The sequence below is a fragment of the Rickettsiales bacterium genome (assembly GCA_029252805.1).
In the GTDB taxonomy this organism is placed as follows: Bacteria; Pseudomonadota; Alphaproteobacteria; order Rickettsiales; family JALZUV01; genus JALZUV01.
The window spans coordinates 46,008-60,224 of sequence record JAQXAR010000003.1 but is presented as its reverse complement, the minus strand read 5'-3'; the positions used below and the strand labels follow the sequence as shown (position 1 = coordinate 60,224).

The following is a 14,217-nucleotide window of genomic DNA, read 5'->3' as shown; positions in this document are numbered from 1 at the left end:
GTATAAACAAGGTTTGCAAGTGCTGTGCCAGTTTAGGCTATGAGTGATTTCTTAAGGAAATAATTATCCACAGCGCTAAGCTGCCGAGAAACTCGAATATAATAACGTTAGAATAAAGGATGTTAGTCTTAAGCCGAGACGAAAACCGAACCATCAACGGAAATCGGTGCGGATGCCGGACTAGAGGGTGCCACTGCCGTGCTACTTTGCAATTTCGCAGGGTTTACTTCCGCTTTTGCCGGTGCGGGGGCGCCTGTCGTTTGCTGGGAATCTACATCCCCCCAAGCGCCACGCATCTGCTTCAACTCTGCAATCACACTATCGAGAATTTTAAGATCATTGCTGCGCTGAACATAAAGAATACGGGCATCCAACGATGAATAATAATCATAAAGGAGCGGGGCGACGTTGCCGCCATTGTCGAAATCTAAGCTGCCCTGTAGACCGAGCAAAACCTCAGATGCTTTATTGAGCAAATTGAAGCGATCTTCAATCCGGGTTTCTTCCACCGCAAGGCGTGCCTGCTGCATGAAACGAATCGCACCATCGTATAACATCACCACCTGTCGCGTTTTCGAAACGGTCTGCGCTGCCATGTAATAGGCGTTATATTGATCTGTTTTCCCAAAAGCCATAATCTGCTCCTAACATCATTCTACTTGAACTTCGTTAATATAGTGTTACCTCATTTAGCTATTCGCCGCCGCTGCTGCACTCGCATCGAGCGATTGCAGAATAGTGTTAACTGACGAAATAAGTGCCTCCAGCGAAGCAAAGCGCTCCAACTGCTGAAGTCTAAAACGCTCCACAATTTCATCGATTCGCGCAATATCTTCATTAAGACGGTCATTTGAATCCGCAATACTATCCAACTCGGTTTGGATAATACCCTCGTCTGCATCCAATGCCGCATCTAGAATATTGAAAATACGGTCCCCAATCCCTTGGCTAAGACCAATGGTCGCCGTAGTATCTGCCGTGCCACCAAAAATAAGCTCTAACCCTTCAAGCTCCGTACCGACTAGGCCCTTTAAGAGCAGTCCGCCACCAATAATAGGCTCAGCCTCTAAGGTTGTGATGAGAACACCCAAATCAGTCCGTGCCTCATAAACGCCATTTGTAATATCAATATCCAACTCAAAATCTGTAACCTCTAACGAGTTAGTACGGCTAAAGACTTGAACCTCCGTATTGTCGCTCACGAAATTGAATTCAAATACATCACGTACCGCATCAAAATCTGCGACCAATGCATTCTCTAATTTCGCTGGGTCCAATACCAAAATATTACGAGTGAAAGGGGTTTCATCATCACCCTGGAAATCATCCAAAGTAATGCCTAAATCTGCAAGCTTATTCGGCTCTACCGTTAGGCCACTTACCACTGAGCTTAGTTCGTTCAATATATTGTTAACCAAACTCCGCATCGTTGGGCTGTTATTAAGCACCGCACCTTCAACAAAATTACCGTTGCCATCAACTTCATTTTGCTTAGAAGCAAACACTCGCAAGGAGTTATACGTATCGACAAAATTCGTAATCGCGGCGCTGACAATTTCTGTATCCGGTTCGATTTCAACACTGACTTCCGTATTTAACGGCGTCGCTTGATTCAAATTGAACGTCACATCTTCAATGAGATCGTCAATATTATTGGTCGAACGGGTGATGGTCGTACCATCGATCGTTAATTGTGCATCATCCGCATCTTCCTGAATGGCAAAACCAATATTCAAAATACCGGTATTTTTTGCAACACGCGTACTCGCTTCAACACCCGCTGGCGCATAAGCTCCATCCGTTGATAACACGAGTTGGTCAATCGCTGTGCCATCTTCACGCGCATAAATGCTTACGGTTTGCTGGCCTGCTTCCGTTACATCGATATAACCGGGTCCGCCTGCACCTTGTGCAATATTGGAATATTCAAACGTCGCATTATTATAAAGCGTAAAGCCTTGAGCGCTTGTCGGAGCCACGCCATTTAAGCCAACGTGGAATGAATCATTCGCACTGCCGCCACGCGCACGACCATGAATATAGTAGCGCCCAGGGGCATCAAACTCTACTTCAAATACCATCTCCGGTGCGGTTGTTTCAATATTCGCTAAGTAGATATCTCCATCAGATGTTTGAGCACTATAATACTGCCCGCCCGAAGCTCCCGCAGCACCACCGCTGGTAAAGGTGTCACCACTACGGCTGATATTAGTGATGAAATCTTCGGCCTCGATAACAACCTCGTTACCGACCTGCGCATGCACTCCAAAGAATGAATAATTTTGATCAGCGCCCGTTTCTATCGTCTTAAACTGTAGGCGATAATTGCCATCGCTCACTTGTAGTGCTGTTGCACGTACTCCGCTATCATCTTCGACCGCATTAATCTTTGTCAGAATTTGCGCAAGCGTATCACCCGCATCAATCGTGATATCAATTTCATTGGGACCTAACGTCAGCGTGCCGGCATTAAACGGCAAACCACCCCCGACTGCAACGGTATCTAAATCTGCTAATGCAAACGTTTCCGTTGTTTTCGTACTGTAACTCGCGACCGAATCAACGGTAATATCGTAACTACTTAGCGCGGCTCCCGGAGCGGCCGTCACACTCAAATAAGTGGAGGCATCGGTTCCGTCATTCGTACTAAGATTACTGTTGCGATATTCAAAAATATTAGCTTCGGCATTATTAACGCCGGGAGGGTTGCGCAATAAATTTGCGGCATCACTATAATTGGAAATGATCGTACGCAACTCACCGAAAGCAGTCTGACGCAATGCATTTGTTTCTAGCTGCGTTTCCAGCTGAACTGCAGGCAAACGCTTAATATCTGTCAATCCGCCGACAAGGGCTTCAATATCAAATCCGGTACTACCACCACTGACGAGTGTCTTATCGCCGGAAGTAAAAATATTACCTAATTGTATGCTTGAGATCATTTTCTTGTTTTCTTTCCTGGTGCTTTAAATGCACCTGTCCTGTTTGCGAACCCTCGGGTTCGTATATTTTACGTGGTGATGTGTGGTAGGCCTGCAATATCTATACCAAAGCATCCCTATGCTTAAACGTCGATTGAGATATTTGCACTACTGTGCCGGGCATTATTGCTTGCAATGAAGCGCTCAATATCCGGTTCTGGGATATAGGTGACTGACCCATCCTTCAGACTCGTAAAGCGAGTGACAAACTGTCCGCTACTGTCTTTGAAAATACTGAAAGTCGTATCACTTACGGCGTAGGTATTCTTAAATTGTGAGGCCGCACGAACAACGGTATCTAAGCGTTGTCGTTCTGTGCGCTGCACATCTTGTACTTGTTGTTCCTGAGATACAACCTTGTCTGGTTGTACATTTTGCGTTTGTGGCGCAACTTCTTTGACTGCCTCTGCCTTCTTGGCCCCGCTAAATACGGGATTGGATGGCTGAGCATTTACTCCGCTAATTTCCATTTTTCCAAACTCCCTTAAACTTTATTATGCTAGTGAACGCTGGAGATGGGGGCCGAAACCCCCATCTCCGTCAGTTCAAAATTAACCGATCAACTTGAGCAAGTTCTGTGGTAACAGATTTGCCTGAGCTAACACGGAGATACCAGCCTGTAACTGTACCTGAGCCGAAGCAAAGGCAGTAGATTCAGCCGAGATATCAGTATCCAAAAGAGTACCACGAGCGGCATCCTGATTTTGGATTGAGCTTTCAACGTTAGCGGATGCAAAGTCAAAACGAGATTGCAATGCACCAACGTTGGCACGAACTGCAGTTACGTTCTTAATCGCAATATCAATTGCCGCTGACGCTACATCTGCTTCTGCAGAAGAAGCAACCGTTAGTGCTTGACCACCGTAAAGCGCGTTAGTCGACGTATCGCTAATTTGCACACGGATTGTATCAGTAGCACTTGCACCAACCGCAAAGTTCAAACCACCGCCTGAACGAGAGAATGCAGTGTTTAGTGCATTGAGGAAATCAGCACGATCATCTGTTTCAGTACGAATGTTCGTGATGTTATCCGCAGCCGCAATACCGGTCAGGTTAACATTGAGTGCTTCTTGGTCACCGTTAGTGAACACGATGTTCGTTGCAGCAGAGATAAGATCTGTTACAGCGGTCGCCGTGTAGGTTTCACCGTTAATATCAACCGTCAGAATGTTCGTATTGGCCGCAGCCCCTGAAACATAATTGAAGTTTGAAATATCAACATCACCTGAAGTACCAACACGAACTGCAGCAGTACCACCAAATGCAGCCGAACCGACAGCACCTTCAAGTGCCGTACCAGAAAAGTCTACTCCAGTAACGGTAGATGTACGAACGATCTCCGTATCAACGAAGTCATTATCTAGTGTCACTTCAGCAAGTGCCACGGTACCAGCATCTGTTAAAGCAACTGCTGTAACACCTAAACCGATACGCGTTTCACCGTTTGAAACAACTACACTAGTTGCACCTGCAACTACGTTACCGGTAAAATCAGTACCACCGATTGATACGGTTAGAGTCGCAGTACCAACGTTTGCCGCACCATAGGTCACATTTGAAAGCGTGAAGCTATCGAATGCACCGGCTACCGCAGAGTTAACACCGAGATACTCACCATCTGTTAATGGAGTTGTACCATCAGCAGCAACAAGTTCTACTTCACCCGCTGCAGCTACACCTTGCAACTCAGCACCAGTATCAGTGTTGAATGCTTGGATAGAAACAGCCGCGTTGGTCACGGTCGCGTCAGTACCAGCCAAGTTAATCGTCGCAACTTGAGCGTCAGTATCAATAATTGAAGTTGAATTACCCAATCCACCACCGATAAGCGACACACCGTTAAAGTTAGTGCTGTCTACGAGACGGTCAATTTCTTGAGCGAGTGCTTGGAATTCTTGGTTCAAGAAACCACGTTCTGTATCGGTCAATGAACCAGAACCGGCTTGCACCGAAATTGATTTTTGACGTTGTAGAATGTCAGTTACTTGGCCAAGTGCGCCATCGGCAACCTGTAGCAAGCTATTCGCTTGGTTACTGTTTACCAACGCTTGACGTAGTGTAGTCACCTGCGTACGAAGTGAAGTACCAACCGATAGGCTAGCCACATCATCCGCTGCACGAGTGATACGATTACCACTAGACAAACGAGCAATTGAGCCACCTGCAGATGAAGAAGCTCTGTTAATGTTTTGCTGTGCGGAAAGCGCAGCAATGTTTGTATTGATTGAATTTAAAGCCATTTTAATTCTCCTACTTGGATTTAATAAAGTTATTTTCGAACTACCTGTTCACAAATACAATAGCCACTCCGGCCATTAGATACCAGAATAACAACTAAAGGTTAACACAACGTTAACAACTGAGAGTTTTATGTCTTTTATTGTCAGCCATTTCTTGTAAAATCCCTTAAAACACTCTATATAAGCGGCATAAAGGACACAACCCTAGCTTGGAGAAAAGATAAAGATGAGCAGCGCCGTGGCACAAAAAGCCGATGAAAACACTGAAAATAACGCCCCTAAATTTTTTAATGAGGCGCTAGAATTCGCAGATCCTGCCATTTTTGGTTCGATGGAGCGCGAATTAGAGCGCCAGCAAAATCAAATTGAACTCATTGCCAGTGAAAATCTAACCAGCTTTGCAGTCATGCAAGCACAAGGCTCCGTCTTCACAAACAAATATGCCGAGGGTTATCCCGGCAAGCGCTATTATGGCGGCTGCGAGTTTGCCGATGAAATCGAACAGGTGGCGATTGACCGCCTCTGCGAAATTTACGGCGCGACTTACGCTAATGTTCAGCCGAACTCAGGTTCGCAAGCTAACCAAGGCGTGTTTAACGCCATCCTAAAGCCGGGCGATACGATTCTCGGTCAATCGCTTGCAGCCGGGGGTCACCTCACTCATGGCGCCGCACCGAACCAATCTGGTAAATGGTTTAACGCAATACAATACGGCGTATCCGAGACAGATGGCCTGTTAGATTATGAAGTGATTCGCCAACAAGCCATTGAGTGCAAACCTAAACTAATCGTGGCTGGCTTCTCTGCTTACCCCCGTGTAGTCGATTGGGCAAAATTCCGCGAAATCGCGGATGAAGTTGGCGCTTGGTTCATGGTCGATATGGCACATGTCGCTGGTCTCATCGCCGCTGGCAGCTATCCATCGCCCGTGCCTTACGCAGATATCGTCACTTCAACCACGCATAAAACTCTACGCGGCCCTCGTGGCGGTGTCATTCTTTCTACCAAAGCCGATAAGGTCGTGCGTCAGACCAAATCAGGCAAAGACATCACCCTTGGCCAAGCCATTAACTCGGCCATCTTCCCGGGTATTCAAGGCGGACCTTTAATGCATGTGATTGCCGGTAAAGCCATTGCATTCGGCCAAGCCCTCACCCCTGAGTTCAAACAATATGGCCATGATGTCATCACCAACGCACGCGCCATGTGTGAAACCTTAAAAGAACGTGGCCTCGATATCGTTTCTGGCGGTACGGATAACCACCTGGTACTGGTTGACCTTCGCCCCAAAGGCCTCACCGGTAAAGATGCGGAAGAATGTTTGGAGCGCGCCGGTCTCACCGCCAATAAAAACGCAATCCCATTTGACCCACAACCGCCTATGATAACATCAGGCTTACGTCTCGGCACTCCGGCCATTACCAGCCGTGGTTTTGGCGAAACAGAATGCCGCCAGGTTGGAACGTTCATCGCCGATGTATTAGATGGCCTTGTTGCAAACCCTGATAATAACGGTGCGAAAGAAGCCGAAGTCAAAGCGCAGGTGAAAGCCTTATGCGATCGCTTCCCAATCTACGCGCACTATAAAGGATAGTAAGGTAACGCCATGAAATGCCCGTTCTGTGGTCATCTAGATACGCAAGTTAAGGACTCTCGCGCTGGCGAAGAAGGGGAGTCTATCCGCCGCCGCCGTAACTGTCCATCTTGTGATTCCAGATTTACCACTTACGAACGGGTGCAATTACGTGAGCTGACCGTGGTCAAAAATAATGGCGACCGTAAGGCGCTTGATCGTGACAAGATCCACCGCTCTATTTCCATTGCCACACGTAAGCGCCCCGTTGAACCTGAACAAGTGACCCAATTGGTTAATCGCATCATGCGCTCGCTCGAAACGTCAGGTGAGTCCGAAATTAAATCGACTCGCATTGGAGAGCTGGTAATGGACGGCCTGCAAACACTCGATAAGGTGGCTTATATCCGTTATGCAAGCGTCTACCGTAACTTCCGTGAAGCGCGCGACTTTGAGACCTTTGTTGAGAGCCTACAAGGCACCCTCGCACACTCCGACGAAACGATGGATGGAAAATAAACATGCGCTTGCTGCTATCCCTCATATTCCTTCTCGGCACACTAACTGCCTGCATTGAGGAGGCAGAAAGCAATAGCGAACCTGTTGCGCCTGTCAAAGAAACAAAAACCGAAGCTGAAATTGCGCCCACCGCACTCTCCATCACAGAGAAAATCTGCCAGAATCAGGCTTTCCCCGGTAGCAAAAAACTCGATTCCAGCGCCCACCGCTTTGGTAAAGCCTGTAACTTGCTCGAACTCTCTGGTGTGCGTATGGAAAATCAGGTGGCGCTATACCTCTGTAAATCAGAACTGCTTAGCCCTGGCTTTCCTAATAATGAAGGCCTCGCTCCTGCCCTTGTCAAAGAAACGCTCGGCGGCCATGCTGAGAAAGCAGATCTCCTCACCAACTACGGCTTTGCCGGAAAATGGTTCTCACTTCTTATCATTAAGGATAGCTCGGATGGTAGCGAAAGCATTATTGCAACCAAAGCCGATCTCAAGAATGTGCCTTTGACTCTCACCAGTGACGAAGCCGCCCTCGCATGGGCTTACCTTTCGGGCAGCTTAGGCCAAGGCATGGGCAATCAAGGCTTCTCAGCCAAAGCACTCTGCGGGGCAGTGTTAGAGAAATATTCCGACGGCTGGATGCTTCGCAACACGGATGTATTCGTCAATTGCGCCCCGCGTGAGAACCGCGACATTCGTATCAGCAATCATGGGCAAGTAGATGTCGTTAAGAAAACGAGCGATCCAAACGCACCCGTACTCTGCGTTGACTGACTCCGCCTTTATGCAGCAAGCGCTCGACCTTGCGAGGGAAGGCATTGGCCGTTGCGCGCCTAACCCAACCGTCGGCTGCGTCATCGTAAAGAATGAGAAGATTATCGGGCAAGCTCGCACTGCCAATAGTGGCCGCCCGCATGCCGAGACCCAAGCGCTCGCCAAAGCCGGGGATGCCGCCAAAGGGGCCTCGCTTTATGTTACATTGGAGCCTTGCGCGCATCACGGCCAAACGCCGCCTTGTGTAGATGCGATTATCACCGCCGGGATCGCTAACGTTATCGTCGCCTGCACCGACCCCTATATAAAGGTAGATGGCAATGGCATCACTCAACTGCGAGAAGCGGGTATCGAGGTCGTCACCAGCATCGGCGAAACTCAAGCAATCGAGATTAACCGGGGCTTCTTTAGCCGTGTCCGCCGCCTGCGCCCGTGGGTCACACTCAAAACCGCCACTTCGTCTGACGGATTCATCGCCAAACCGGATGGCAGCAGCAAATGGATTACCTCTGAAGATGCGCGTAATCACGGCCATCGCGTGCGAGCGCAGAATGATGCGATTCTAACGGGCAGTGGCACTTATCTTTATGATCAACCTCAACTCACCTGCCGCATTGAGGGGTTGGAAGATGCCTCCCCTGCCCGCTACGTTTTAGATCGAAGCGGCAAAGTTACGGAATCTGATTTCACTCTCTTGCGCCATGATAACCTCCAAAACACCCTACGCCACCTCGCTGATGAGGGCGTGAACTATCTGATGGTCGAAGCCGGCGCCGAGCTCTCACTCGCGTTCTTAAAAGAAGGCCTCATCGACGAACTCTATTGGTACCGCGCTCCTCAAGCCCTTGAGCAAGGGATCGAAGCCTTCCATGGCGCGTATAAAACCATCGGTCTAGACGCCTTCAAAATGAGCGAAACTCAACTCGGCATCAACACACTCACGGTTTATCGTTTTACAGATCCGCAAAGCCTGTTACAGAGCTAACTATGTTTACTGGAATTATCACCGATGTCGCGACCGTCACTGCTATCGAAAATATGGAGAGCGGCAAACGCATGACGCTAGCCTGCAACTTTGAAATGGATGCCATCCCAATGGGCGCCTCCATCGCCTGTGATGGCGCGTGTATGACGGTAATCGAGAAAACTGCCAATAACTTCACGGTTGAAATTTCGCCAGAGTCACTCGAGCGCACCACGCTTGGCGCGTGGGAAATTGACACTAAGGTAAACTTGGAGCGCCCCGTTGGCGTAGGCGATGAATTTGGCGGACATTTCGTGACCGGACATGTCGATGTCGTTGGCAAAGTCGAAGCATTTGAGAATTACGGCGAGTTTTGGGCCTTAGTGATCTCATACCCCAAACCCTTTGGTGTTTACTTGGCCGAAAAAGGTTCCGTTGCCATTAACGGAACCTCCCTCACCGTCAATAGTGTGAAACGAGATGCGCTCATCTTTAGCGTGATGGTGATTCCGCATACGCTAGACGAAACCAATTTGGGCCATTTAGAAAAAGGTTCATTCATCAATTTAGAAGCCGATTTAATCGCGCGCTATTTGCTCGCACAAAAACAAGAACAGGAAGCGGCATGACCGAACTCTCTCCTATTGAAGATATTATTGCCGATGCGAAAGCCGGTAAAATGTTCATTTTGGTCGATGATGAAGACCGCGAGAATGAAGGTGATCTGGTCATCCCCGCTGAATTTGCGACCCCTGAAGTCGTCAATTTTATGGCGATGCATGGTCGTGGCCTCATCTGCCTGCCGCTCGAGAGCCAACAAATTAAACGCCTTGGCCTACCGAAAATGGCGCAGCATAATACCTCGCGTCACGAAACGGCCTTTACCGTTTCGATTGAAGCGCGCGAAGGTGTGACGACCGGAATCAGCGCCGCTGACCGCTCACATACCATTCTGACTGCCATTAACCCACAATGTCGCCAAACCGAGATCGCCACTCCCGGCCACGTTTTCCCACTGGAAGCACGTGATGGCGGAGTGCTTGTTCGCGCCGGTCATACCGAAGCCGCTGTCGATATTTCGCGCATGGCAGGGCTCAACCCCTCCGGCGTCATTTGCGAGATCATGAAAGATGATGGCGAAATGGCCCGCTTGCCAGACCTCCTACCCTTTGCCGAAAAACACGAGCTGAAGATTGCCAGCATCGCGGACCTCATCGCCTATCGCCGTCGTACCGATAAATTGGTCGAGGCCGGCATTGAAACCACCCTCCAAAGCCAGTTTGGCGGCGACTGGAGTGCTAGCGTTTATACCAGCACCCTAGAATATGCCGAGCATTTGGTATTAAAAAAGGGCAATCCTGACACAAGCAAGCCAGTCTGGGTGCGCATGCATGCGTTCGACCCCTTGCGCGATGCCATGGGCGATATGTTCGGCGATAAAACCGGCGAACTCGCCAAAGCGATGAACAAAATTGCAGATCACGGCGAAGGGATCGTCGTTATCATCCGCGAACCCCGCCGCACAACGCTGTCTGATCTACTTAGCCTTCGCAGCGGTGACAGCAAAACACGCCCGCCCATGCTACGCGATTACGGTATCGGCGCACAAATCTTGCTCGATCTAGGCATCCGCGAAATGACCCTTCTATCCAACAGCCGCAGCGCCGTCATCGGCCTAGAAGGCTACGGTCTGAGTATCTCGGATTACAAGTCTATATAACTCTACCGTCAATTATGAAGATTTCATGACAATAGCTCGCCAAAGATTGCTCTCTCTCTTAGCTTTTGGTATCATAGCGTGATTTTTGTATATAATTTTTATATTTACTAGCCTCTCTTTTTAGAGAGCACCCAGATTTGAAATCATTATATTTTTCATAAACTAAACCACACCAATCATGGAAGTACCAAAAGCAATAAAATTAACAGGACAATCCTCTGACGGAAGTATTTCAGTAGAGGTAATTTACGAAGGCCAAGAAAGTCAATCAACTTACACTTGGCATCACGGCCCAAAAGTCTCTTGCCACACAATGTACGGAGAAAACCTTACATGTGGGGATGATTGGTTAGGAAGCACTCGCACCACGGGGCAATCCCACCGTGCAAGTGTAACCTCTCAACCTCACTCTGTACAAATTGACGAGCACGGAACAACAAATTTGATTGAAACAATCAATTTATCCGTCTCGACAGATTGAAATCAATTTTGATAAGAAAATAAAGCCCTCGTAGAACTCGCCAGTTTTATTGGGGCTTTATTTTTGTTCTCTTTCGCCAAACACCGCCGTGCCCAACCTTATATGCGTCGCACCCATTCTTACGGCTAATTCCCAATCATTACTCATGCCCATACTTAACTGTGTGAGACCGTGATCGTTAGCTAGTTTCTTTAGAAAGGCGAAATGTGGGACCGGATTCACGCCTTGAGGCGGCAAACACATCAGCCCTACGATCGGCAAATCCCACTCTTTTTGACACTTCTTTATATAGGCGGCGGCGTCTGTCGGTAAAATACCGGACTTTTGCGGCTCCTCGCCCGTATTAATCTGAATAAAGCAATCAGGGCGTTTACCGGTCTTATCCATCGCCTTGGAAACGGCGCTTGCAACCGACTCTCTATCGATAGAATGGATCACATCAAAAAAACCGACCACATCAGCCGCTTTTTTACTCTGCAGGGCTCCAACAAAGTGTAATTCGAGATTTTCGACCTCATTTTTTCGAGTTTTCCAGTGCTCAATCCCTTCATCCAAACGATTTTCACCAAAGATACGATGGCCTGCCGCTAAAGCTGCATCAATTTTGTCATCAGGCTGTCGTTTACTAATAGCGATCAGTTTCGGGACATTATTTGCAGTTAAAGGCCGCTCTGACAGCGCCCCGAGGTAGTTATCCACAGTTTTGATTTTCGTCTCTATACTCACCCTATCCCCCAGTATTGCTGTGTTTTCAATGCAACAGCGTGGCCATAATGCTGCTGTTTTATCCACAGATGTTTTTTGGTACTTGTATATCGTAACCGAAACAGCTAAATATGGCCACAGGTGATGCGAGGAATTTCTCTTTGCATCTAACGATAGTAGTAACAAAGCATTAGGATATTATCATGAAAAAGTTTTTGATTGGTACAACTGCTCTGATCGGCGCTGCAATGATTGCAGGCGCGGCTCAAGCTGAAGACCCAAAAGTAATGGTTGGTGGTGTAATTGATTTCCAAGCTGGTTTCGCCAGTCAGGACAACGACGCTGCACAACGTGGACACGGTTTCCGTAACGATACTGAAGTTTCTTTCTCCGTACACGGAAAAGCTGACAACGGCCTCGGTTATGGTGCTGTAATTGATCTAGAAGCAGACGTAACAGGTGATGCTGACGGTGAAGGCTTAAACGCTTCAAACACTTATGTGTTCTTGGACGGCTCTTTCGGTCGCTTCGAAATGGGTTCAACTTCTGGTGCAGCTGAAACGCTTGCTGTAGAAGCTGATAACATCGCTCGCGGTACCGGTGGTATTGATGGTGATTGGACTTATTTTGCTAACCCAACTGGCGCTTCGTTCATTACGACTCCAGCACTATTGGCTGAGCATGGTTCAACTCTTGCTTACGGCAGCGAAGCTTTTTATAACTCAAACAAAATCAACTATTACAGCCCACGCTTCAGTGGCTTCCAAGTCGGCTTGTCTTACACTCCTGATTTAGATGATCGCGGTCAACTTGTTGCTCGTACTGACACTGTTGGTTCATTCGGCGACGTTATCGAAGCTGGTTTGAGCTACGAAGGTGATCTTGCTGGATTCGGTATTGCTGCTGCAGCTACCGGTATCTGGGGTGATGCTGAAATCGCTGGCGCACAAGACCTTGAAGGTTGGAACGCTGGTCTAGCAACTAGCTACATGGGCGTTGCTCTTGCTGGTTCATACGGTGACTGGGGTGATACTCTAGGCGCTAGCACTTCTGCTGACTATTACACACTTGGTGCTGCTTATGACTTCGGTCCATTCGGCGCTTCTGTGACTTGGTTAGATTCAGAAGTAGGTACAAGCGACTTTAACAACCTCGTTGTTAGCGCTGACTACTCTCTAGCACCTGGCCTAACGCCATATGCTGAAGTTAGCTTCTTTGACGCTGACGCAGCTGGTACAGCTTCTGATAATGACGGTTCTGTTGTTATCATCGGTACTGAACTAGCATTCTAGTCTAACTAGAATTCAGTTTTAGAATTAAGAAAGGGTGGCCGCGTGCCACCCTTTCTTTATGCTTCTCACTGTAAATCAGTCACCGCCACCATTTCTCCTAAAAATAAGCAATATTCTACACCTTCCCTCTCTCAAGAGAAGAGCACCACTCCGCTTATGATCTTATGAAAGAGTTAGAATAAACTCTGCTGGCCTTTATTTAGACCTAGAGCTTTCCACAGCTTGGGGCTTGCATCCAAATCATCCTTTTTCTCGCCTGGCCTAGGCAGGTCGATAACAGCTTTATCGTAATTCCCCTTCAGCTCGGCTTTGTGCACTGCATTCTTTAGCTTCTCGCCCGGCTTAAAGCCCCGTGCCCAAAGGCTATGCCCCTCAGCCTGTCGTGCGACAGTGACGTTATGGAAACCCGCATTCAGCATTTTTACCGCTAATGTTTGGGCGGTAAAGGCTGTTTTATGGGCCATATAATGTTCACCTTGTTCGAGTGACTTATTATAACCATAGAGCATTTCCAACGGCGTAATAGGGCCAACAGGAGACTCATATAACGCCTCTTCCAATCCACCTTTCGCAATACTAAACGCAACCGATTGAATATCTGGCAAGGTAATGACCGCTAATCCACCGGGTTTAATAACTCGGAAAAACTCTCCAAGTACCTTTGGTACTTCGTGAGCATAGACATGTTCCAAATTATGCGAGGAAAATAGACCATCCATCGAATGACTTGCCACGGTTGGCATATCGCGCATATCGCCTACAATATCAGGATTGACCGAGTTGGAGATATCAAGACGCACTTCTTTCCATTCATCTCCGTGGAAACCCTGATGCATATCCTGTTTTCGAGCCCGCCCACACCCAACATGCAGCACGAGCTTTTGCCCCGGTTCGGCCTGAATAACGGTCGGCTTTACGGCTTGCTTTAGGTTTTTCTGAATCGTCGCTTTACGAGGTTTTTGTTTTTTACGAGGCATAACT

The 14,217-nt window shown here is 48.1% G+C and carries 14 protein-coding genes; 8 read left to right on the top strand and 6 right to left on the bottom strand.

The features are described from left to right. Positions 1–128 precede the first annotated feature (128 nt). From fliS to P8P30_00505, 4 genes are all read right to left on the bottom strand, one after another. Complete coding sequence (fliS, locus tag P8P30_00520; protein ID MDG1286030.1) at positions 129–635, bottom strand: flagellar export chaperone FliS; 507 nt, start codon at positions 633–635, stop codon at positions 129–131. A 54-nt stretch (positions 636–689) separates the two neighbouring features. Beyond that, the gene (gene fliD / locus P8P30_00515) at positions 690–2,942 is read right to left on the bottom strand and encodes a flagellar filament capping protein FliD (protein MDG1286029.1); all 2,253 of its coding nucleotides are present in this window, start codon (positions 2,940–2,942) and stop codon (positions 690–692) included. A 122-nt stretch (positions 2,943–3,064) separates the two neighbouring features. After that, on the bottom strand, positions 3,065–3,451 hold the full coding sequence (locus tag P8P30_00510; protein MDG1286028.1) for a hypothetical protein: 387 nt from the start codon (positions 3,449–3,451) through the stop codon (positions 3,065–3,067). An 81-nt stretch (positions 3,452–3,532) separates the two neighbouring features. Further along, positions 3,533–5,221, bottom strand: coding sequence for a flagellin (locus P8P30_00505; GenBank protein MDG1286027.1), 1,689 nt, complete (start codon positions 5,219–5,221; stop codon positions 3,533–3,535). Positions 5,222–5,447: 226 nt separating this feature from the next. Here P8P30_00505 and glyA point away from each other — a divergent pair, with 226 nt between their 5' ends. The 7 genes from glyA (at position 5,448) to P8P30_00470 (ending at position 11,239) form a co-directional block, all read left to right on the top strand. Then, positions 5,448–6,815, top strand: a complete 1,368-nt coding sequence (gene glyA / locus P8P30_00500; protein ID MDG1286026.1) for a serine hydroxymethyltransferase — start codon at positions 5,448–5,450, stop codon at positions 6,813–6,815. A 12-nt stretch (positions 6,816–6,827) separates the two neighbouring features. Then, positions 6,828–7,313: a transcriptional regulator NrdR gene (gene nrdR / locus P8P30_00495; GenBank protein ID MDG1286025.1), complete on the top strand. Its 486-nt coding sequence runs from the start codon at positions 6,828–6,830 to the stop codon at positions 7,311–7,313. A gap of 2 nt (positions 7,314–7,315) precedes the next feature. After that, positions 7,316–8,074, top strand: a complete 759-nt coding sequence (locus P8P30_00490; GenBank protein MDG1286024.1) for a hypothetical protein — start codon at positions 7,316–7,318, stop codon at positions 8,072–8,074. Further along, the gene (gene ribD, locus P8P30_00485; GenBank protein MDG1286023.1) at positions 8,022–9,059 is read left to right on the top strand and encodes a bifunctional diaminohydroxyphosphoribosylaminopyrimidine deaminase/5-amino-6-(5-phosphoribosylamino)uracil reductase RibD; all 1,038 of its coding nucleotides are present in this window, start codon (positions 8,022–8,024) and stop codon (positions 9,057–9,059) included. Before P8P30_00490 ends, ribD begins: the two co-directional genes overlap by 53 nt. A 2-nt stretch (positions 9,060–9,061) precedes the next feature. Further along, on the top strand, positions 9,062–9,667 hold the full coding sequence (locus P8P30_00480; GenBank protein MDG1286022.1) for a riboflavin synthase: 606 nt from the start codon (positions 9,062–9,064) through the stop codon (positions 9,665–9,667). Then, positions 9,664–10,758 carry a 3,4-dihydroxy-2-butanone-4-phosphate synthase gene (gene ribB / locus P8P30_00475; protein ID MDG1286021.1) on the top strand — a complete coding sequence of 365 codons (1,095 nt, stop codon included), beginning with the start codon at positions 9,664–9,666 and terminating at the stop codon, positions 10,756–10,758. The genes P8P30_00480 and ribB overlap by 4 nt, the downstream gene beginning before the upstream one ends. Before the next feature lie 178 nt (positions 10,759–10,936). Continuing rightward, positions 10,937–11,239, top strand: a complete 303-nt coding sequence (locus P8P30_00470; protein MDG1286020.1) for a hypothetical protein — start codon at positions 10,937–10,939, stop codon at positions 11,237–11,239. A gap of 57 nt (positions 11,240–11,296) precedes the next feature. On the opposite strand, the gene P8P30_00465 is transcribed toward P8P30_00470, so the two are convergent. Further along, the gene (locus P8P30_00465; GenBank protein MDG1286019.1) at positions 11,297–11,965 is read right to left on the bottom strand and encodes a YggS family pyridoxal phosphate-dependent enzyme; all 669 of its coding nucleotides are present in this window, start codon (positions 11,963–11,965) and stop codon (positions 11,297–11,299) included. Between the two features lie 182 nt (positions 11,966–12,147). On the opposite strand from P8P30_00465, the gene P8P30_00460 reads away from it, so the two are divergent. Next, a complete protein-coding gene (locus P8P30_00460) occupies positions 12,148–13,236 on the top strand; it encodes a porin (protein ID MDG1286018.1) in 1,089 nt (362 codons plus the stop codon). 173 nt (positions 13,237–13,409) lie between these two features. On the opposite strand, the gene P8P30_00455 is transcribed toward P8P30_00460, so the two are convergent. Beyond that, positions 13,410–14,213 (bottom strand): methyltransferase domain-containing protein, encoded by an 804-nt coding sequence (locus P8P30_00455; GenBank protein ID MDG1286017.1) that lies wholly within the window; start codon positions 14,211–14,213, stop codon positions 13,410–13,412. Positions 14,214–14,217: the final 4 nt, after the last annotated feature.

Coding starts and splice junctions, on each gene's coding strand:
- ribB (MDG1286021.1), top strand. CDS start 9,664: ATGACCGAACTCTCTCCTATTGAAGATATTATTGCCGATGCGAAAGCC.
- P8P30_00505 (MDG1286027.1), bottom strand. CDS start 5,221: ATGGCTTTAAATTCAATCAATACAAACATTGCTGCGCTTTCCGCACAG.
- P8P30_00455 (MDG1286017.1), bottom strand. CDS start 14,213: ATGCCTCGTAAAAAACAAAAACCTCGTAAAGCGACGATTCAGAAAAAC.
- P8P30_00460 (MDG1286018.1), top strand. CDS start 12,148: ATGAAAAAGTTTTTGATTGGTACAACTGCTCTGATCGGCGCTGCAATG.
- P8P30_00510 (MDG1286028.1), bottom strand. CDS start 3,451: ATGGAAATTAGCGGAGTAAATGCTCAGCCATCCAATCCCGTATTTAGC.
- nrdR (MDG1286025.1), top strand. CDS start 6,828: ATGAAATGCCCGTTCTGTGGTCATCTAGATACGCAAGTTAAGGACTCT.
- P8P30_00470 (MDG1286020.1), top strand. CDS start 10,937: ATGGAAGTACCAAAAGCAATAAAATTAACAGGACAATCCTCTGACGGA.
- fliS (MDG1286030.1), bottom strand. CDS start 635: ATGGCTTTTGGGAAAACAGATCAATATAACGCCTATTACATGGCAGCG.
- fliD (MDG1286029.1), bottom strand. CDS start 2,942: ATGATCTCAAGCATACAATTAGGTAATATTTTTACTTCCGGCGATAAG.
- P8P30_00480 (MDG1286022.1), top strand. CDS start 9,062: ATGTTTACTGGAATTATCACCGATGTCGCGACCGTCACTGCTATCGAA.
- ribD (MDG1286023.1), top strand. CDS start 8,022: ATGTCGTTAAGAAAACGAGCGATCCAAACGCACCCGTACTCTGCGTTG.
- P8P30_00490 (MDG1286024.1), top strand. CDS start 7,316: ATGCGCTTGCTGCTATCCCTCATATTCCTTCTCGGCACACTAACTGCC.
- glyA (MDG1286026.1), top strand. CDS start 5,448: ATGAGCAGCGCCGTGGCACAAAAAGCCGATGAAAACACTGAAAATAAC.